General features: G+C 74.4%; 18 protein-coding genes and 1 riboswitch. Of the genes, 9 read left to right on the plus strand and 9 right to left on the minus strand.

Annotated features, from left to right (window positions below; translation table 11 throughout):
* Window positions 1-100: 100 nt before the first annotated feature.
* The gene (locus ACFQTY_RS09725) at window positions 101-817 is read left to right on the plus strand and encodes a peptidase (RefSeq protein WP_378099816.1); all 717 of its coding nucleotides are present in this window, start codon (window positions 101-103) and stop codon (window positions 815-817) included.
* Here the strand turns inward: ACFQTY_RS09725 and serC are convergent.
* Window positions 793-1,926, minus strand: coding sequence for a phosphoserine transaminase (gene serC / locus ACFQTY_RS09730; protein WP_378099818.1), 1,134 nt, complete (start codon window positions 1,924-1,926; stop codon window positions 793-795). The genes ACFQTY_RS09725 and serC overlap by 25 nt on opposite strands.
* A gap of 98 nt (window positions 1,927-2,024) precedes the next feature.
* Here serC and ACFQTY_RS09735 point away from each other — a divergent pair, with 98 nt between their 5' ends.
* The 4 genes from ACFQTY_RS09735 to ACFQTY_RS09750 all read left to right on the plus strand — a co-directional run bounded on the left by ACFQTY_RS09735 (window position 2,025) and on the right by ACFQTY_RS09750 (window position 5,763).
* Window positions 2,025-2,720, plus strand: coding sequence for a metal-dependent transcriptional regulator (locus ACFQTY_RS09735; RefSeq protein ID WP_378099821.1), 696 nt, complete (start codon window positions 2,025-2,027; stop codon window positions 2,718-2,720).
* 250 nt (window positions 2,721-2,970) lie between these two features.
* A riboswitch (cyclic di-AMP (ydaO/yuaA leader) is annotated at window positions 2,971-3,167 on the plus strand.
* 4 nt (window positions 3,168-3,171) lie between these two features.
* Complete coding sequence (locus ACFQTY_RS09740; RefSeq protein WP_378099823.1) at window positions 3,172-3,939, plus strand: C40 family peptidase; 768 nt, start codon at window positions 3,172-3,174, stop codon at window positions 3,937-3,939.
* Between the two features lie 214 nt (window positions 3,940-4,153).
* Window positions 4,154-4,696, plus strand: coding sequence for an HNH endonuclease (locus ACFQTY_RS09745; protein WP_263731613.1), 543 nt, complete (start codon window positions 4,154-4,156; stop codon window positions 4,694-4,696).
* A gap of 128 nt (window positions 4,697-4,824) precedes the next feature.
* Window positions 4,825-5,763, plus strand: a complete 939-nt coding sequence (locus tag ACFQTY_RS09750; protein ID WP_378099825.1) for a universal stress protein — start codon at window positions 4,825-4,827, stop codon at window positions 5,761-5,763.
* Between the two features lie 63 nt (window positions 5,764-5,826).
* Here the strand turns inward: ACFQTY_RS09750 and ACFQTY_RS09755 are convergent, their stop codons facing one another.
* The gene (locus tag ACFQTY_RS09755; protein ID WP_366246840.1) at window positions 5,827-6,306 is read right to left on the minus strand and encodes an Lrp/AsnC family transcriptional regulator; all 480 of its coding nucleotides are present in this window, start codon (window positions 6,304-6,306) and stop codon (window positions 5,827-5,829) included.
* A gap of 234 nt (window positions 6,307-6,540) precedes the next feature.
* Between ACFQTY_RS09755 and ACFQTY_RS09760 the strand changes: the two genes are divergently transcribed.
* The gene (locus ACFQTY_RS09760) at window positions 6,541-7,653 is read left to right on the plus strand and encodes a CAP domain-containing protein (protein WP_378099828.1); all 1,113 of its coding nucleotides are present in this window, start codon (window positions 6,541-6,543) and stop codon (window positions 7,651-7,653) included.
* A gap of 119 nt (window positions 7,654-7,772) precedes the next feature.
* Here the strand turns inward: ACFQTY_RS09760 and rocD are convergent, their stop codons facing one another.
* From rocD to ACFQTY_RS09775, 3 genes are all read right to left on the minus strand, one after another.
* Window positions 7,773-9,002, minus strand: coding sequence for an ornithine--oxo-acid transaminase (gene rocD / locus ACFQTY_RS09765; protein ID WP_378099830.1), 1,230 nt, complete (start codon window positions 9,000-9,002; stop codon window positions 7,773-7,775).
* A gap of 28 nt (window positions 9,003-9,030) precedes the next feature.
* The gene (gene ddaH, locus ACFQTY_RS09770; protein ID WP_337974565.1) at window positions 9,031-9,858 is read right to left on the minus strand and encodes a dimethylargininase; all 828 of its coding nucleotides are present in this window, start codon (window positions 9,856-9,858) and stop codon (window positions 9,031-9,033) included.
* A 151-nt stretch (window positions 9,859-10,009) separates the two neighbouring features.
* The gene (locus ACFQTY_RS09775) at window positions 10,010-10,483 is read right to left on the minus strand and encodes an SRPBCC family protein (RefSeq protein WP_378099832.1); all 474 of its coding nucleotides are present in this window, start codon (window positions 10,481-10,483) and stop codon (window positions 10,010-10,012) included.
* Window positions 10,484-10,516: 33 nt separating this feature from the next.
* Here ACFQTY_RS09775 and ACFQTY_RS09780 point away from each other — a divergent pair, with 33 nt between their 5' ends.
* Complete coding sequence (locus tag ACFQTY_RS09780) at window positions 10,517-11,509, plus strand: aldo/keto reductase (RefSeq protein WP_378099834.1); 993 nt, start codon at window positions 10,517-10,519, stop codon at window positions 11,507-11,509.
* A 48-nt stretch (window positions 11,510-11,557) separates the two neighbouring features.
* Here ACFQTY_RS09780 and ACFQTY_RS09785 read toward each other — a convergent pair whose 3' ends face one another.
* Both ACFQTY_RS09785 and ACFQTY_RS09790 read right to left on the minus strand, forming a co-directional pair.
* Window positions 11,558-12,244, minus strand: coding sequence for a hypothetical protein (locus tag ACFQTY_RS09785; protein WP_378099836.1), 687 nt, complete (start codon window positions 12,242-12,244; stop codon window positions 11,558-11,560).
* Window positions 12,244-12,720 carry an OsmC family protein gene (locus ACFQTY_RS09790; protein WP_378099838.1) on the minus strand — a complete coding sequence of 159 codons (477 nt, stop codon included), beginning with the start codon at window positions 12,718-12,720 and terminating at the stop codon, window positions 12,244-12,246. The genes ACFQTY_RS09785 and ACFQTY_RS09790 overlap by 1 nt, the downstream gene beginning before the upstream one ends.
* Window positions 12,721-12,779: 59 nt before the next feature.
* Between ACFQTY_RS09790 and ACFQTY_RS09795 the strand changes: the two genes are divergently transcribed.
* Window positions 12,780-13,382: a hypothetical protein gene (locus ACFQTY_RS09795; RefSeq protein WP_378099841.1), complete on the plus strand. Its 603-nt coding sequence runs from the start codon at window positions 12,780-12,782 to the stop codon at window positions 13,380-13,382.
* Window positions 13,383-13,447: 65 nt separating this feature from the next.
* On the opposite strand, the gene ACFQTY_RS09800 is transcribed toward ACFQTY_RS09795, so the two are convergent.
* The gene (locus ACFQTY_RS09800; RefSeq protein WP_378099843.1) at window positions 13,448-14,170 is read right to left on the minus strand and encodes a HEAT repeat domain-containing protein; all 723 of its coding nucleotides are present in this window, start codon (window positions 14,168-14,170) and stop codon (window positions 13,448-13,450) included.
* Between the two features lie 147 nt (window positions 14,171-14,317).
* On the opposite strand from ACFQTY_RS09800, the gene ACFQTY_RS09805 reads away from it, so the two are divergent.
* Complete coding sequence (locus tag ACFQTY_RS09805) at window positions 14,318-14,608, plus strand: hypothetical protein (RefSeq protein WP_378099845.1); 291 nt, start codon at window positions 14,318-14,320, stop codon at window positions 14,606-14,608.
* Window positions 14,609-14,623: 15 nt separating this feature from the next.
* Here ACFQTY_RS09805 and ACFQTY_RS09810 read toward each other — a convergent pair whose 3' ends face one another.
* On the minus strand, window positions 14,624-17,596 hold the full coding sequence (locus ACFQTY_RS09810) for an EAL domain-containing protein (RefSeq protein WP_378099847.1): 2,973 nt from the start codon (window positions 17,594-17,596) through the stop codon (window positions 14,624-14,626).
* Between the last annotated feature and the right edge of the window lie 140 nt (window positions 17,597-17,736).

The following is a 17,736-nucleotide window of genomic DNA, read 5'->3' on the forward strand; positions in this document are numbered from 1 at the left end:
CAAATCACCCGGTCGAGGGGCGGATTGCACCCACACGGATCGTGTCCGTTGCGCGAAGATTGTCCGGTTGATACCCATTGTCGAGCCAGGGCGGCACACCATGACCACGCACGCGCGACGCGGACTGATCGTCATCATGGCGCTCCTCGTCGGTCTGTTCGTCGCCGGACCGGCAGGAGCCAGCACTCTGCCCACCGAGCCGGGGCCGTCGGGGACGCCGTGCCCGACCGACCGTCCTGGCTACGCCGCTCCCGGCGTGTGCCAGCTCACCGCGCACGTCAACCCGGTCTGCGTGAACGACGTGCCGCTGCTGAAGTACTCGCTCGAGGAGATGGGCACCACCGTCACCACGGCGACCATCACCTGGGTGCACCCCGGCGGCACGGACGTCGTGCTCACCGACCAGCCGCTCAACGGCACGCTCCTGTGGCCGGGCGCCGTCCTGGACAACAAGGGCACGATCGTCGACTGGCCCGGCTGGACGCAGCAGTCCGACGGCAGCTGGACCCGCGGTGACGCCTTCGACTGGGCCCGGCAGCCCGTCGAGGTGCGTTTCGAGGTCAACCCGTCCACCGTCGCGACGGTGAGCTACCCGGCCGTCGCCGGCGCGTGCGACCCGGTGAACTCGGCGGTCCTCGCGGCCGAGGACGTCACGCCGACCTCGTCCGTGCGGTCGGCCGTGCTGGCCGCCACCGGTTCCGACGTGGCCCCGTACGCCTTCGGCGGTGCCGGGCTGGTGCTGCTCGGCACGCTGCTGCTGGTGATCCGGGCGGCGATGCACCGCCAGGCGCGTCAGACGAGGCGCTCGACCACGTAGTCGATGCAGGCGGTGAGGGCCAGCACGTCGTCGGGCTCCACCGCCGGGAACATGCCGATCCGCAGCTGGTTGCGACCAAGGCGGCGGTAGGGCTCGGTGTCCACGATGCCGTGGGCACGGAGCACCGCCGCCACCGTGTCCGCCTGCACGTCCGCCGCGAGGTCCACCGTGCCCACCACGGTGGACCTCGCGGCTGCGTCGGCGACGAACGGGCTCGCCCAGTCGCGCGACTCCGCCCACGAGTACAGGTGCCCGGCGGACGTGGCGCTGCGTGCCGCGGCCCACTCCAGTCCTCCGTGCTCGAGCATCCAGTCCAGCTGCTCGGCGAGCAGCACCAGCGTCGCCACGGCGGGGGTGTTCAGGGTCTGGTCCAGCCGGGAGTTGGTCACCGCGGCGCTGAACGAGAGGAACTCGGGGATCCAGCGGTCGCCGGTCTCGATCCGGGCGGCGCGCTCGACGGCGGCGGTCGAGACGACGGCCAGCCACAGGCCGCCGTCGGAGGCGAACACCTTCTGCGGCGCGAAGTAGTAGACGTCCGTCTGCCGCAGGTCCACCGGTAGCGCGCCGGCGCCGGACGTCGCGTCGACGAGGACCAGGGCACCCTGCTCGTGGGAGCCGGCCACCCGGCGCACCGGCGCCATCGCACCGGTGGAGGTCTCGTTGTGCGGCCACGCGTACACGTCGACGCCGTCCACGTGCTCCGGCACCACCATCGAGCCGGGCTCGGCCGTCACCACGTGCGGCTCGGCCAGGAAGGGGGCGCGGGACGTCGAGGTGACGAACTTGGCGCCGAACTCGCCGAACGAGGCGTGCGCCGCGCGGTGGTCCACCAGGCAGGCCGTCGCCATCGCCCAGAACGCGTTGGTGCCGCCGTTGCCGAGCACCACCTCGTACCCGTCGGGCGCGTCGAACAGCGCGGTCAGCCCCGCGCGCACCCGCCCGACGAGCGCTCGGACCGGCTTCTGCCGGTGCGACGTGCCGAGCAGAGAGCCGCCCACCGCGGCGAGCGCGGCCACCTGCTCGGGCCGGACCTTGGACGGGCCGCAGCCGAACCGTCCGTCCCGGGGCAGCAGGTCGGCGGGGATGTGCAGGTCGGGAGCGGTGGCCACGACGCCGAGGATAGGCGGTCGGCCCCGCGGCTCGTCGGTGTGACCAACTACCCTGGTCACGCGGGCGCGCGGCCCGACGATGCATGGGGAGGCGTGCCGTGACCGACCTGATCGACACCACCGAGATGTACCTCAAGACCATCTACGAGCTGGTCGAGGAGGGCATCCCGCCGTTGCGCGCCCGGATCGCCGAGCGGCTCGGGCACTCCGGCCCCACCGTCTCGCAGACCGTGGCGCGGATGGAGCGGGACGGTCTGGTGGTGCTCAGCGGGGACCGGCACCTCGAGCTCACCCCGCAGGGGATGGCACGAGCCACCCGCGTGATGCGCAAGCACCGGCTCGCCGAGCGGCTGCTGACGGACGTGATCGGCCTGGACTGGCCGCACGTCCACGAGGAGGCGTGCCGCTGGGAGCACGTGATGAGCGAGCAGGTGGAGCGGCGGCTCGCCGCGCTGCTGGAGCACCCGCGGTTCGACCCCTACGGCAACCCGATCCCGGGTCTGGACGAGATCGGCGAGCGGCCCACCGGCGTGGGGTTCCTGGACGACGTCGCGCCTCTCGCGGGCGAGGGCGTCCCCACGGCGGCCGCCCAGGTGGTCGTCGCCCGGATCGCCGAGCCCCTGCAGGTGGACACCGAGCTGCTCGCGCGGCTCTCGGACGCCGGTGTGACGCCCGGCGCACGGGTGGACGTGGAGCGCGGCGAGGGCGTGGTGACGGTGGGCGTGCCGGGGTCGGGTGTGGTGCTGGACCTGCCCGACGACGTGGCCCGACACATCTTCGTGTCCGTGTCCTGAACCACACCATGGCGCCCGGACTGCGTGCCGGGTGCGCAGCGGGCCCGCTCGGCTTCCGCTGTGGGTCGCCTCTGACCTGCGGCGATGCGCTGGGCCGAACGGGTGAGGGCATGACCTTCGTCCCGTGCGCCTCCTGCGTCCCGGTCACTCGTCCGACTTCTTCACGACATCGTCGTGACCGGAGCGTGACAATCGCCGGAACCGTCGGGTACGTTCGTCCTGCTTCCCGGAACCCTCCTCCGAGAAGCCCTCGAGCGGAACGCCGAACCCTGCCGCCGATCGAGGTTCCGTACTACTCGCCGGCAGGGGCGGGGGACCCAAATCGTGGGCACCGGTGACGGTGTCCTTGGGGTGAAGCCGGGCGGACGGTCCTCGGATCGTGCGCACGGCCGGGTGTTCTCCCACCCGAACCCGACAGCTGACCTCGCAGGCGCACGGAGAGGCACACCTGTTGTCCCAGAGCACTGTTCGCGCCCGGCACCGGGCCGCACGCCGTCCGTCCACTCCCCTCACCCAGCTCGCCTCCACCGCCACCGCGCAGATGGCCGTCGTCGGCCGTCGCACCGCGGTGGTCGCTGCGTCTTCGGGGCTCGTCGTCTCGGTTCTGGGCGCTGCGCCGGCGATGGCCGAGCCCAACGACGCCTCGGGCCTCGCCTCGGTCGACACCTCGACGCTGACGGAGGCCGCTCGCGCCGCTCTCGACGCCGCCCCCGTGGTGACGGCGCCTGACCAGGCCACCTGGACCCTGGACGTCGACGACGTCACCGCCGTCAAGCCGGCACCGGTCGTGAAGGCGCCGGTGAAGACCACCGCCACCAGCCGCACGGCGACCGTCTCGCGCTCCACCGTCCGCGCTGCTGCGATCGTCGCGGCGCCTCCGAGCGTCGCGGGCAGCGCCGTGCTGCAGATCGCCGCTCGCTACGTGGGCGTCCCGTACGTCTACGGGGGCACCACGCCGTCGGGCTTCGACTGCTCCGGCTTCACGCAGTACGTCTATGCGCAGCTCGGCATCAGCCTGCCGCGCACCGCCGAGGCTCAGCGCAGCGCCGGCACGGTCGTCTCGCGCGCCAACGCGCAGCCCGGTGACCTGATCTACTCGCCCGGCCACATCGCGATCTACGCGGGCGGTGACATGGAGATCGACGCCCCCCGCCCGGGTGGCTCGGTCCAGTTCCGCGCCATCTGGCAGAGCGCCCCGGTGTTCATCCGGGTGTCCTGATCGGACGTCCCTGATCACCCGCCGGCACGCCGGCACCGCTTCACGACGAGGCCCCGACCGACCCGGTCGGGGCCTCGTCGCACATTCGGCTGGACCACGACGGTTACCCTGGGTCCGCACCACGCGAGTTGCCTGAAGTCACGGGCCGGCAGCCAGCCGGTCCGACCGCGAAGGTCAGGAGAACGCCGTGCTGACGACCGGACCCCTCGATGAGGTGCCTGCAGGAGCCCCGCAGCCCGCGGGCGCCCACGGCACCGGAGCCTCGCTCCCACGGGCGCTGCTGCTGAACGCCAGCGGGGAGCCGCTGTGCGTGGTGAGCCTGCACCGGGCGGTCGTGCTGGTGATGACCGGCAAGGCGACCGTGCTGGAGTCGGAGGGTCGGCTGCTGCACTCGGAGCGGGCGGCGATCCCCCTGCCGGTGGTCCTGTCGCTGACGCGGTACGTCCACGTGCCGACCCGCCGGCCCGTGCCGCCCACCCGGCGCACGGTGCTGCAGCGCGACGACCACCGCTGCGCGTACTGCGGCGGGGGAGCGGACACCGTGGACCACGTGCTGCCGCGGTCGCGCGGCGGTCGGCACGAGTGGGGCAACGTGGTTGCGGCCTGCGTCCGCTGCAACCACCGCAAGGCCGACCACCTGCTGCACGAGCTGGGCTGGGAGCTGCGGTTCACCCCTCGCGCGCCGCGGTGGTCGGTCGCCTTCGGTGCGGCAGCCGTCCGGGCCGAGCCGGTGTGGAGCCGCTACCTCGCAGCCTGAGCGGGGCACCGGTGGACCAGCAGCATGGGCCGCCGATGACCTGACGTCGGCGCGAACCAGTCGCTGAGCCGGTTCATCCCATCGTTGCGTCAAGGGCGTGCCACGATGGGCTGAAGGAGGTACCGATCATGTCGCACGAGAACGTGATCCTGGTGGGCCTGGACGGATCGGACGCTGCGTTGCACGCCCTGGACTGGGCGACGCAGGAGGCACGGGTGCGGCAGTGGGGGCTGCGGCTGGTGTGCAGCTATGCGCTGCCCTCGTTCGCGGCGGCCTCGTTGGACGGCGGGTACGCCGCTCTGGACGACTCGGCGATCCGCGCCGGTGCGGAGGCGGTGCTGACCGAGGCGCTCGCCCGGGTCGCCGGCTCCGGCCTGCCCGTCACCAGCCACGTGGCGGTGGGCGACGCCACCGCGGTGCTCGTGGACGAGTCCCGTGAGGTCGGCCTGGTGGTGGTCGGCACCCGAGGTGGTGGCGGGTTCGCCGAGCGGCTGCTCGGCACCGTCTCCTCGGCGCTGCCCGCGCACGCCAAGTGCCCCACGGTGGTGGTGCCGCTCCGGGCGGCCCGGGGCGCGCAGGAGCCGACGGACGCACCGGTCCCTCCCGTGACGCCTGTGCGCCGCGTGATGGTCGGTGTCGACGGCTCCCCGCAGTCCGAGCTGGCGCTGCGCTGCGCCCTGCGGGAGGCCCGCCGGTGGCAGGCGACCGTGGTGGTGGTGTCCGCCGTGCCGGTGAACACGGTCACGGGGGTGCTGGCCTGGCTGCCCGAGCCGGTCGACCACCGTGCGGTGCTGGCAGACATCGAGGAGTCGTTGGCGCTGGTGCTCGAGCGGGTGGCGGACGAGGCGCAGGGGCTGACGATCGAGCGCCGCGTGCTGGACGGCACGGGCGCCGCCGTGCTGACCGGGATGTCCGGCGAGGCGGACCTCCTGGTGGTGGGCTCGCGAGGGCGGGGTGGCTTCACCGGGCTGCTGCTCGGCTCCACCAGCCAGGCGGTGCTGCACCACGCGCAGTGCCCCGTGCTGGTGGTGACCAAGGGAGTGGACGTCGAGCAGGCCGCGGCCTGACCCCGCGTCCCTCGGGCTGACCTCTCGTCAGTCGGCCCTTTCGTCAGTAGGCCGGAGGCTGCGTCACTCGGTCGGGGCCGGCGGCACCTCCGGCCGACGCACGAGAGCCGACAGGACGATCGTCGAGCGGGTGCGCGCCACGAACGGCTCGGCGGCGAGCCGCTCGACGACGCGTTCGAGGTGCCGCATGTCCCGCGCGCGCACCTGGAGCACCACGTCGACGTCACCGGTGACGGTGCTGGCCGCCATCACCTCCGGGTACTGCTCGATCGCGGCCTGCATGGTCGCCGGGCTGGTGCTGCCGTGGCAGAACAGCTCGACGAAGGCCTCCGTCTGCCAGCCGAGCGCCGCGGGGTCGAGCCGGACGGTGTAGCCCCGGATCACGCCCTCGTCCCGGAGCCGGTCCACCCTGCGCTTGACGGCGGGTGCGGACAGCGCGACGGCGTGGCCGACCTGTGCGTAGGTGGCGCGGGCGTCGAGCGCCAGCTCCCGCACGATCGCGGCGTCGAGGGCGTCCATGGGGTGCGGGCGGTCGTCGTGCACGGCCCCATGATCCTCGCCGGGCGCGCGGAGGCAGATCCGTTCGGGCCGACACCATTCCTCCCTACATGTGAAGAATGTCCGATTCGGTACCAGAAAAAGCGGTCGAAATCACACGAACTACACCGATGGAATTCCTTTGGTCCCGTAGCGAATGCGCCGATAACCAGCACAATCGGCGATGAGGCCGTTATTGGTGGCCTTTGACTCGCGAGCGGGAGGTGCACGGTGGACGCGGTGGACACGCAGCGTTCCGAGGGGGCGGCCGGGACCAGGGTGCGCCCCACGGGCGTCCCGCAGCGGTACGCCGCTCCCGGCACGCTCGGCCGGGTGCCCACCCAGCGCAGCGGTCCGGAGGGGCCCGTCGGGGCGCCCCGCCGGCGGACCGCGACGATGCTGGTCGGGTTCGGTGCCGTCGCCGTCCTGGTGGTGGCCGGCACGGTGGTGCAGCAGCAGCGGGCCGATGCGGCCGAGCAGCAGCACGCCGCACAGGCGCGGACGGCGCAGGCGCTGACGGCCCTCGCGGGGGACACGGACGCCCGCGACGACGTGTCCACCGCGGGATCGGCAGAGCTGGCCGCAGCACGGGCGGCGGCCGTCACGGCGACCACCACGGCCCTGACGCACGCCAACGGCACGCTGGCGGCCGCACCGCACGTCGGTGACGACCTGCGCGCCCCGCTGCAGAGCGGCATCGTCTCCGTCTCCGCGATCCTGGGCGGCCAGCCGGTGAGCCTCGCCGCGCTCCGCGCCGGGGCCAGCGGGCTGGCCGGTCAGGACAAGGCCGTCGCGGACGCCGAGCAGGCCTGGCAGGCCGCGGACGCCGCACGGGTGGCCGCCGAGCAGGCTGCGGCGGCGCAGGCGGCGGCACAGGCGGCGGCGCAGCAGGCGGCCCAGCAGTGGACGCGCAGCACGCGGACGGTGCGCAGCTCGGCCCCGGCGGCGAGCGCTCCGCAGGCGCCGTCGGCCGGTCCGATGGCCATCCCGGCGGGCGGCCTGGTCTGCCCCGGTGCCCCGGTGGGCACCCCCGGTGCGGAGTCGTCCGTCGGGGCGATCGGTGCGGCGATCAACGCCTACCGCGCGAGCAACGGGCTCCCGGCACTGTCGGTGTCACGGTCCGGGACGCTCGTCGGGCACGCGCTCGACATGGCGGACGCCGGCGGCATCTGGCACTCCGGGTTCGACAACATCGTCGGCTGCATCAGCAACGGCAGCGCGTCCGCCCTGGTCGGCGCCTGGTCCCGCTCGCCGTCGCACAACGCCCAGATGCTGCGCACCGACGTCTCCAGCATGGCGGTCGGCGGGGCGCTCGACGGTGGCTGGCTCTACGGCGCGGTGAAGTTCAACTGACGCCGGACCGCGCCCGACGCGGACGCGACGCCCCCCGGACGCGCGGTCGAGCCGCAGCCGCGCCGCGCGCGTGATGACGTGGTGGGCGGCCGCGAGCCCTGCGGCCGCCCACCACGGGCTCAGCGGAGCGCGTCCGCGAGCCGGTCCAGCGCCAGGTGCAGGTCCTGGTCGGTGATGGTCAGCGGCGGCGCGAGACGGATCGTCGCGCCGTGGGTGTCCTTCGCCAGCACGCCCCGCGCCAGCAGCCGTTCGGCGAGCTCGCGGCCGGTCGCCGGACCGCCGGCGCGGGAGGCGTCCACGTCCAGACCCGCCCACAGCCCGATGGTCCGCACGCGCGCCAGCAGGCCGTCGGCCACGAGTGCGTCGAGGCGGTCGCGCAGCACCTGACCGAGCGTCAGCGCCCGCCGCTGCAGGTCGCCCGTGGACAGCAGCTCCACCACCGCGAGCCCCACGGCGCACGCCATCGGGTTGCCGCCGAACGTCGACCCGTGCGTGCCGGCCGTCAGCACCCCGAGCACGTCGGACCGGCCGACCACCGCGGACACCGGCACGATCCCCCCGCCGAGCGCCTTGCCGAGCGTGACCAGGTCCGGCCGGACACCCCAGCGCTCGCACGCCAGGGTGCTGCCGGTGCGGCCCAGCCCCGACTGCACCTCGTCGGCGACCAGCAGCACGCCGCGCGCCGTGCACGCCGCCCGCACCGCGGGCAGGTAGTCGTCGGGCGGGACCACCACGCCCTGCTCGCCCTGGACGGGCTCGAGGAGCACGGCGACCGTGGTGTCGTCGATCGCCTCGACCAGCGCGGACGCGTCGCCGTACGGCACCAGCCGGAACCCCGGCGTGTACGGCCCGAAGCCGCGTCGGGCGTCGGGGTCGTCGGAGAACGACACGATCGTCGTCGTCCGCCCGTGGAAGTTGCCCTCCGCGACGACGATCGTCGCCCGCCCGTCGGGCACCCCGCGCGCCTCGTACCCCCACTTGCGGGCGGCCTTGATCGCCGTCTCCACCGCCTCGGCGCCGGTGTTCATCGGCAGCACCAGCGGGTCGGGCTCGGCGAGCAGGGGTCCGATCAGGTCCGCCACCGCGCGGGCGAACGGCTCGAGCAGCTCGTGGCCGAACGCCCGCGACGTGAGGGTGAGCCGGTCGAGCTGGTGGTGCGCCGCGGCGACCAGCGCCGGGTGCCGGTGGCCGAAGTTCAGCGCCGAGTAGGCCGCGAGCAGGTCGAGGTAGCGGTGCCCGTCGACGTCGGTCACCCAGGACCCCTCGCCGGTGGCCAGGGTGACGGGCAGCGGGTGGTAGTTGGGCGCCAGGGAGCTCGCGGCGGAGCGGCCGGTCACGACGGTGTCCATGCGGGCTCCTCGGTCAGGCGGCCGTCGGTCAGGAGCGGATCTCCAGCGTGCAGCACTTGGCACCGCCGCCGCCCTTGAGCAGCTCGGAGGTGTCGACCGCGATCGTGTCGTACCCGCGCTCGCGCAGCTTCGCGGCCAGGTCGACGGCACCGGGGGCGTGCACCACGTGCTGCCCGTCGGACACGATGTTGAGGCCGAGGGCCTGCGCGTCCCGCTCCGTCGCCAGCAGCGCGTCCGGGAACAGCTGCTCCAGCACGGCACGCGACCCGGCGGAGAACGCCGCCGGGAAGTACGCCACCTGCGGGTCGTCGGGGTCGGAGGAGATCACGGCCAGCGCCGTGTCGAGGTGGTAGTAGTGCGGGTCCACCAGCTCGAGCGAGATCACCGGGTGGCCGAACAGCTCCTGCGCCTCGGCGTGCGCCGCCCGCTCGGTGCGGAACCCGGTGCCGGCCAGGACCAGCCGGCCGGCGACCAGCATGTCGCCCTCGCCCTCGTTGATCCGGGCGGCGGTGTGGGTGACGAACCCCCGGTCGGCGAACCACTTCTGGTACGCCGGGCCCTCCGGCTGGCGCTCGGGGTAGCGGAACCGTGCGGAGTAGACGATGCCGTCGACGACGGTCGCGCCGTTGGCGGCGTAGACCATGTCCGGCAGGCCGGGGATCGGGTCGATCTGCTCGACGGTGTGGCCCAGGTCGAGGTACGTGTCCCGCAGGCGCCGCCACTGCTGCACCGCGAGCGCCGTCTCCGTCGGCTGGTCCTTGTGCATCCACGGGTTGATCTCGTAGGAGACCGTGTAGTACGTGGGCTCGCACATCAGGTAGCGGCGGGCGGTGGCTCCGGGCGCGTGCGTCGTCATGGGTCTCCTCGGCGGGTCGGTGCGGGCCGGGTGCCGGTCCCGCGCTGCGGTCAGGCGGGCCGCCTCGTCGCGGGTCCACTCGAGGGTACGAGGCGGTCTGCACGAATGCCGGTGCCATTCGGTTGCCGTCCGCAGTGGATCCGTTGCGTGATCACGCCTCGGAGCGGCGATCCGTTGTGCGAGCGGCGCGGGAGAGCGCGAGGCGGAGCATGGCGTCGAACACGGGCGCCAGCAGCGCCGCCGTCCAGACGTGCGGCAGGGGTCCCACCAGGTGCACCCGCTCCGACCAGCGCACCACGGCGCCGTGCGGACCGTCGGGGACGACGACGATGGTCGCGCTGCCGTGCATCACCGGGCCGACCTTGCGGTAGACGGCGATGCCGGGCCGGCCGGCCTCCGGCGGGTCGTACCTGTCGATCCGCATCCGGTCGACCACCCCGGGGCCCCCGTGCCGTGCACCCGGCCCGGACACCGCCTCGATGCGGCCGCCGACCCGCGGCGGCCCGTCGGTGCGCACCCGGGTCATCGGGATCCACCGGGCGTGGTTGCGCGCATCCGTCACCGCGTCCCACACCTGCTGGGCCGACCCCGGCATGCGCCTGGTCACCACCGCTTCGCGCTCCATGCACCGATCTTCGCCCGGGGTAGGGTCGCCCGCATGGAGCACCGGGTCCTGGGCCGCACCGGCCGCGACGTGTCCGTGGTGGGGCTGGGCTGCTGGCAGCTCGGCGGTGACTGGGGCGAGGTCGGCGAGGACGTCGCGCTCGGCGTGCTCGCCGCCGCGGTGGACTCCGGTGTGACGATGCTGGACACGGCGGACGTGTACGGCGACGGGCGGTCCGAGCGGCTGGTCGGGCGGTTCGTCGCGAGCCGCGGCGGTGCCTCCTCCGGGCTGACGGTGGCCACCAAGATGGGCCGGCGCGCCAACCCGCACGTCGCCGGCGCCTACACGCTCGACGCGTACCGCCGCTGGACCGACCGTTCCCGCGAGAACCTGCGTACGGACACCCTCGACCTGGTGCAGCTGCACTGCCCGCCCACCGAGGTGCTGCTGCGCGACCAGACGTACGACGACCTGGACGCGCTGGTCGAGGAGAAGCGGATCGCCGCGTACGGCGTCTCGGTGGAGACGGTCGAGGAGGCGCTCGCGGCGATCGCCCGGCCCAACGTCGCCTCGGTGCAGATCATCCTCAACGTGTTCCGTCGCAAGCCGCTCGAGCGGGTGCTGCCGGCGGCCGCCGAGGCCGGGGTGGGCATCATCGCCCGCGTGCCGCTGGCCTCCGGCCTGCTGTCCGGCCGGTACGACGAGCAGACGCAGTTCGCGCCGACGGACCACCGCAGCTACAACCGGCACGGCGAGGCGTTCGACGTCGGCGAGACGTTCTCCGGCGTGCCCTACGAGGTCGGGGTGGCGGCGGCCCGCGAGGTCGCGGCGCTGACGCCGCCGAGCGCGACGACCGCCCAGCTGGCGCTGCGCTGGGTGATCGACCAGCCCGGCGTCTCCGTCGTGATCCCCGGTGCACGGACCCCTGCGCAGGCCAAGGCGAACGCGCGGGCGGCCGACGTGCCGCCGCTCAGCGCCGCGACGCTCGACGCGCTGCGGGACGTGTACGACGAGCGTATCCGGGAGCACGTGCACTCCCGCTGGTGAGCCGGGGCCGGCGGCACGTGCGGTCGTGAGGGCCGCGACCCCGACCGTTCAGCGACGCTCGATCTGCGGTGCCGTCGGGGCGATCACCAGCATCTCCGGGAACACCGCCGGCGCGGGGCCGAACGCGATGCGCGACCCGTCGATGACGGTGTGCGCCAGCGCCCGCCCACCGGCGACGCCGATCGCCAGGCCGATGCCGAACGGGGCGAGTCGGCCCAGCGCCAGCCCGCCCTGCTTGGCGACCTGCCGCCGGATCATCCGCCGCGTCAGCGTCGAGTTCACCTTCCGCACCGTCGCGAGCGGCATCCGGGTCAGCAGCGAGCGCGCCACCCGCACCGAGCCGATGCCGGCGGCGTCCTGCACGGCGGCCGCCCCGGACTCGCCGAGGATCGACGCGAGCAGCAGCGCCTTGCGTCGGTCGGTGTCCGCGACGTCGATGCCGTGCACCGAGGCGACGGCCAGGGCGAACGCCGCCGAGGCGCCGAAGAACGTCGCCACGTCGCTCACCGTCAGCGCGAGCGCCGTGCCGGTGCCCACCGCGGGTGCCGCGGCGACGGCCCCCACGGCCCCTCCCGCGATCTGCACGACGGCCAGGTACTCCTTCTCCAGCAGCCGCACCACCTGCTCCGGCGTGGCGTGCGGGTTGCGGGACCGGACCTTCTGCACGTGCGCGTGGATGGTGGCCGACGGGATGGCGACGGCCTTGTCGAGCAGCTTCTCGACGGGGGCGACCATCAGCCGGCCCCGTTGATGGTGGTGGTCACCTGGGCACTCGCCTTCAGCGTGCGGCCCACCGTGCAGTGCTCGTCGATCGCGCGGCGCATCACCACGAGCAGCCGCTCGCGCGTGGCCTCGTCCAGGCCCGACAGGTCGATCCGCACGTCGTCCGCCAGGGCGGGGTAGCGGTCCTCCGCCTCGTCGCCCAGGCCGCCGACCGTGATCGTCACCGGCACGTCCTCGCCGAGCCGGCGGGACGCCGCGTTGTCGATCGACAGCCCGGCGCAGCCGGCGAGCGCGATCTTCAGCAGCTCGCCCGGGCTGAAGCAGCCCTCGTCACCGACCGAGCCGATCAGCACCTCCGCGCCGCGCGAGCTGCGGCCGGTGTAGCGACGGTGGCCCGTGCGCTCCACCCACAGGGCCGTGTCGTCGGCGTTGGGCAGCGGCGGGACGGGGAACTGGGACGAGGGCGCGGCGGTCGGCTCGGCAGTCATGCGCTCGATACTCGCACGGCGGCATCGCCGGTGCGCGAGCCGGGGCTAAGGTCCGGCGCATGACGTCCGACGAGCAGACGCCCGCAGGCGGGGCCGTGCCCGACGATGCTGCCGCCCCCGTGAACCCCACCGCACCGGCGCTGCCGGCACCCGTCGGCGCCGATGCCGCTCAGGCGCCGACCGTCGTCGCGGCCGGGACCAGTGCGCCGCCGGCCGCCCGGCCGCGGTCGGTGGTGGGCTTCTGGGTGGTCGGGCTGCTGGTGGTGGGGCTCGTCGCCGTGGCGCTCGGCGGGCTGGCCGCCCTGCTGGCCGGCGTCGCGTCGAGCAGCGACTGGGCGGGACTGGTCGCCGTGCTGGCGGGGTTCATGGTGGCGGCGGGAGTCGCCGGCATCGGGTGGCTGGTGCTGGTGCTGGTGACCGTGCGGCGTCGCCTGCCGGAGGGCCGGCGCACCCGTGTGACGGCGATCTCGGTCGGTGCCGTGGCGGTGACGCTGGCCCTCGGCTACGCGCTGTCGCAGGTCAGCGGCATCGGCAGCGGTGCGTCCGCCCTGGTGGTCGGTGCCGTGGCGGTGGTGGCGGCGCTGCTGCCCCCCGAGCTGGTCAGCAGGGAGGAACGCCGTGTGCAGCCGGGCGGCGGGACGACGGTGGACCGCAGAGCCTGACCCAGAGCCTGACCGCAGAGGCTGACCGGCTGGGCGCAGCCGCCGGGCCGTGCGGCGTCAGCCCGTCAGTCGAGCAGGCGTCGGAGCCGGTGCTTGCCGAGGTTGGACGTGACGACCCACGTCAGGTCGGCGTCGTCCGCCGCGTGTCGGCGCAGCTCCTCGAAGGCGGGCAGCCCGGCGGCGGGATCGCCGACCACGGCGACGCTCCAGCAGTAGCCGAGCGCCTGTCGCAGCACGCGAACGGGCTCCGTGCGCCGGTCCTCGGCCGGCACGGCCTGCAGCGTGCCGGTCGCGGCGGCGCAGGCCGCCAGGGCGGCCGTGGCGGTGAGCGGGTCGCGCAGCAGTCGCGGCTCGCACAGAGCGGCGATGCCGGCGCGTGCCACGAGCGGGTCCGGGTCGGACGCCCAGGCACCGGCGATCGTCCGGACGGCGGCCGGGTCGCCGTCACCGATCCGCTGCGCCGCCATGGCGGTCGCCTCCCGTACGCGCCACGACTCGTCGCCGGCCAGCCGGGTGAGCCGGTCGCGCACCGCCGCGCGCTCGTCGTCGTCGCCCTCCAGGTACAGCCGGCCCAGGCCGACCGTGCCGCAGCAGCGCAGGTACACGTCGTCGTCGCCGCTGAGCTCGTGGATCAGCGCGGGCGCCGCGACGTCGGCGAACGCCTGCATCAGCTCGAGGTTGGCGCGAGGACCCGGCAGCCCGGAGCGGCTGCTCAGGTACTCGCGCACGGCGGCGGGGCTCAGGCCGCGCAGCTCGGCGGCATGGGCGGCGCGGACGGGCGTGGGCACGGGTTCTCCTCGGCGATCGGCAGCGCCGGGTCGACGGGGCCGTCCCGACGGACCCGGTGCGGTGCGGGCGTGACCATCCTGCCGACCGGCGGGCCGTCCTGGGGCTCGTAACGAGGCCGTTCCTGCGGCGCCGTAGGCTGCGCGGCGATGCCGTCGTACCGCGTGACCATGGCGCTGGGCGCGCTGCACCGCGGGGTCGACCCCGCGGACGTGCTGCCGACGGCGGTCGACACGGCGCGGGCGCTGACGGCGGTCGAGGCCGGGACCGTCGAGATCCGCCGGGGTCAGGCGCTGGTGGTGGTGCGGTTCGAGGCGCCGGACGACCAGGAGGCGTCCGACGTCGGACGCGCCGTGGTGCGCCGGATCGACGAGCTGGTGGTCGTGGAGTCGAGCCGGACCACCCGCCGGTTCGGGGCCCGCTGGTACCCGCTGCGCTGACGGGGCAGCACAGGGCTACGGCTGCTCGGGGTGCGCCGGCTCGGCGAGGTCCCGGCCGAGGAGCGCACCGGCCTGCGCGCCGGTGACGGCCGGCATGAACAGGTACCCCTGACCGGTGACGCAGCCGATCCGCTGCAGGAACTCGAGCTGGTCGTCCGTCTCGACCCCCTCGGCCACCACGGCCACCCCGAGCGACCGGCCGAGGTCCACGAGCGCGGTGATCAGCTCGGTGCTGCGGTCGCCGGAGGCGAGCCCGCGGATGAACGACCGGTCGATCTTGAACGCGTCGACGGGGAAGCGGTGCAGGGTCTCCAGCGAGGAGTAGCCGGTGCCGAAGTCGTCGATGTGCAGGCGCAGGCCCGCGTCGTGCAGCTCCTGCATCAGGTGCAGGGCGACCTCGGGGCGGCGCATCAGCACCCCCTCGGTCACCTCGAGGGTGAGCCGGTCCGGGGTCAGGCCGTTGCGGGACAGCGCGTCCAGCACACGGGGCAGCAGCCCGCGGTGCCAGAACTGCCGGTCGGACAGGTTGACCGCCACGTTCACCACGTCGGGACCCCACTCGGCCAGCTGCCGGCACACCTCGGCCAGCACCCAGTGGCCCAGCTGGACGATCAGCCCCGTCTCCTCCATCACCGGCAGGAACTCGTCGGGAAGCACCACGCCGCGTTCGGGGTGGTGCCACCGGACCAGGGCCTCGAACCGGTCGGTGCGGTGGGACGTCAGGTTGACGATCGGCTGGTAGAACACCTCGAACTGGTGCTCGGCGAGCGCCCTGCGGACCTCGGCGTGCAGGTGCTGGTGCCGGACGACGTGCGCGCGCATCGCGTCGTCGAAGAAGGCCACCGCGCCCGGTTCCCGCGACTTGGCGCGGTACATCGCGGCGTCGGCGTCGCGCAGCACGTCTTCGGCCGACTCCTGGCCGATGCTGCCGGTGGCGATGCCGATGCTCGCCCGCACGGCGACGTCGGCCCCGTCCAGGTCCAGCCTCTCGGCCAGCACCGCCTGCACCCGCTGCGCGACGCGGAGCGCCCCCTCGGGGCCCGTGTCGTGCAGCAGCACCGCGAACTCGTCGCCGCCGAACCGCGCCCCGGTGTCCACCGAGCGCAGCTCGCGACGGATCCGGTCGCCCACGGCCGCCAGCACCCGGTCGCCCGCCCGGTGCCCCAGGGCGTCGTTGATCAGCTTGAAGCCGTCCAGGTCGAGGAACAGCACCGCGAACGGGGTCCCGGTGCGCTCGCGGCGGTCGATCGCCGCGGTCAGCCGCTCCAGGAACAGCCGCCGGTTGGGCAGGCCGGACAGCGCGTCGTGCAGGGAGCTGCGGCGGACCTCCTCCTGCAGCCGGCGGGACTCGAGGGCCGTGCACAGCAGCCCGGCCCAGTGCTGGTACGTCTCGCGCGTCGACGCCGAGTCCACGGCACCGACGAGGGCGAGCAGCCCCCAGTCGTGGGTGGTGGTGCGCACCGGGACGACGACGCAGATCTCGCGGTCGTCGTGCAGCAGGTCCAGCAGCTCGGTCGGGGGGAAAGACTCGACCGCGGTGCGCGTGCCGACGTGGTGCGCCAGGGTGCCGCCGGCGTCGTACGCGCCGACCACGTCGAGCAGCTGGTCGGACCGCTCGTCGACGCGCAGCGCCAGGACGGCCGCCCGGACGTGGGTGCCGGCGAGCCAGCCGAGCGTGCGCGGGTCGGTCTGGGTGGTGTCGAGGAGGGCGGCGTCGACGACGTACTGCTCGGCCATCGCGTCCTCGGTCTCCTCGACCTGACGCAGCAGGGCGCTGGCCTGCAGCCGCCACAGCGCGGTGGCGACCGTGCCCCAGGCGGAGACCTGCACGGGGGAGACGACGACCTCCGACGCGTACCGCGACACCGCCTCGATGACGCGCCGCAGCGCGTCCGGCCGGGACGTCAGGCTGCGCACCAGGAGGACCAGCACGTCCACCTCGGCCTCGGTGGCGGACCCCGCGGACGTCAGCATCCGCTCGACGGCACCCACCGCGGCCCGGACCGCCGTCCGGACGGGTGCGATGCGGCTCTCGTCGCCGAGCAGCACGGCGGTCAGCGCACGCTCGAGCCGGGCGCGCGGAGCCGGGCCGGCGGACTGCTCGGCCGGCGTGGCACCACGTGGCCGCGGCTCCGCGGAGCAGCCGCAGGACGCCCGCAGCGTCAGGGCACCCACCGGCGGCGTGAACACCTCGCTCGGCACCTGCTCACCACGGATCGCCGCGAGCACCAGCGTGGCGGCCAGCGCCCCCACCTCGTCGAAGCGCTGGTCGACGGTGGACAGGGCGGGCACGGCGAAGGCGCCCGCCTCGATGTTGTCGAAGCCGATGATCGCCAGCTCGTCCGGCAGCACCATCCCGGCGGCGGTCAGCCGGCGCATCAGGCCGAGGGCGTTGCGATCGGTGGCGACCATCAGCGCGGTGGGACGGGCGTCGGTGGCGAGCAGCAGACGGGCGGCCTCGTCCCCGCCGGTCTCCCCGTTGTTCGGGGCGCGCAGGACGAGGGCGGGGTCGAGCTCCAGGCCGTTCGCGGCCAGCGCCTGCCGGTACGCCTCGTACCGGTCGCGGATGTCCTGCTGGGCGAAGTTGCCCACGAAGCCGATGCGGGTGTGCCCGTGCCCGACCAGGTGCTCCACGGCGGCCACGACCCCGCCGTGGTTGTCCGGCATCGCCGCAGGCGCCTGGAAGTCCGGCATCAGCGTGCTCGAGAGCACCACGGGCCGTCCGGTCTCGCGCAGCCGCCGCAGGTACTCCGCGCCGGCCGCGGTGGTGATGGAGACGACGCCGCGCACGTGCGACCAGGCGACGGGGATGGAGAAGTCGCCCGGCTCGCCGGCCTCGTCCCGCGGCGCGGACTCGGGCAGCGTCTCGACCACGACGACCCGTCCACCCGCCAGGCTCACCTGCCGGGTGACGCCGGCCAGCAGCTGGCCGAAGTAGTGGCCGCCCAGGCTGGGGGTGACCACCAGGACCGTCGTCGGGTCGTCCACGGCTCTGCCCTTCTCGGCCCTTCTCGCACGCTGCCGGCAGCCACCGAGCGCTCCACGGTGAGCGACAGAGCCGGGCCGGCGTGCCAGCGAGCACCGTAACGCCGCGGACGCCGAGGGGCCGACTGCCGCGCCAGCCGCGC

The sequence above is a fragment of the Cellulomonas sp. T2.31MG-18 genome, from assembly GCF_964266755.1.
GTDB lineage: Bacteria > Actinomycetota > Actinomycetes > Actinomycetales > Cellulomonadaceae > Cellulomonas.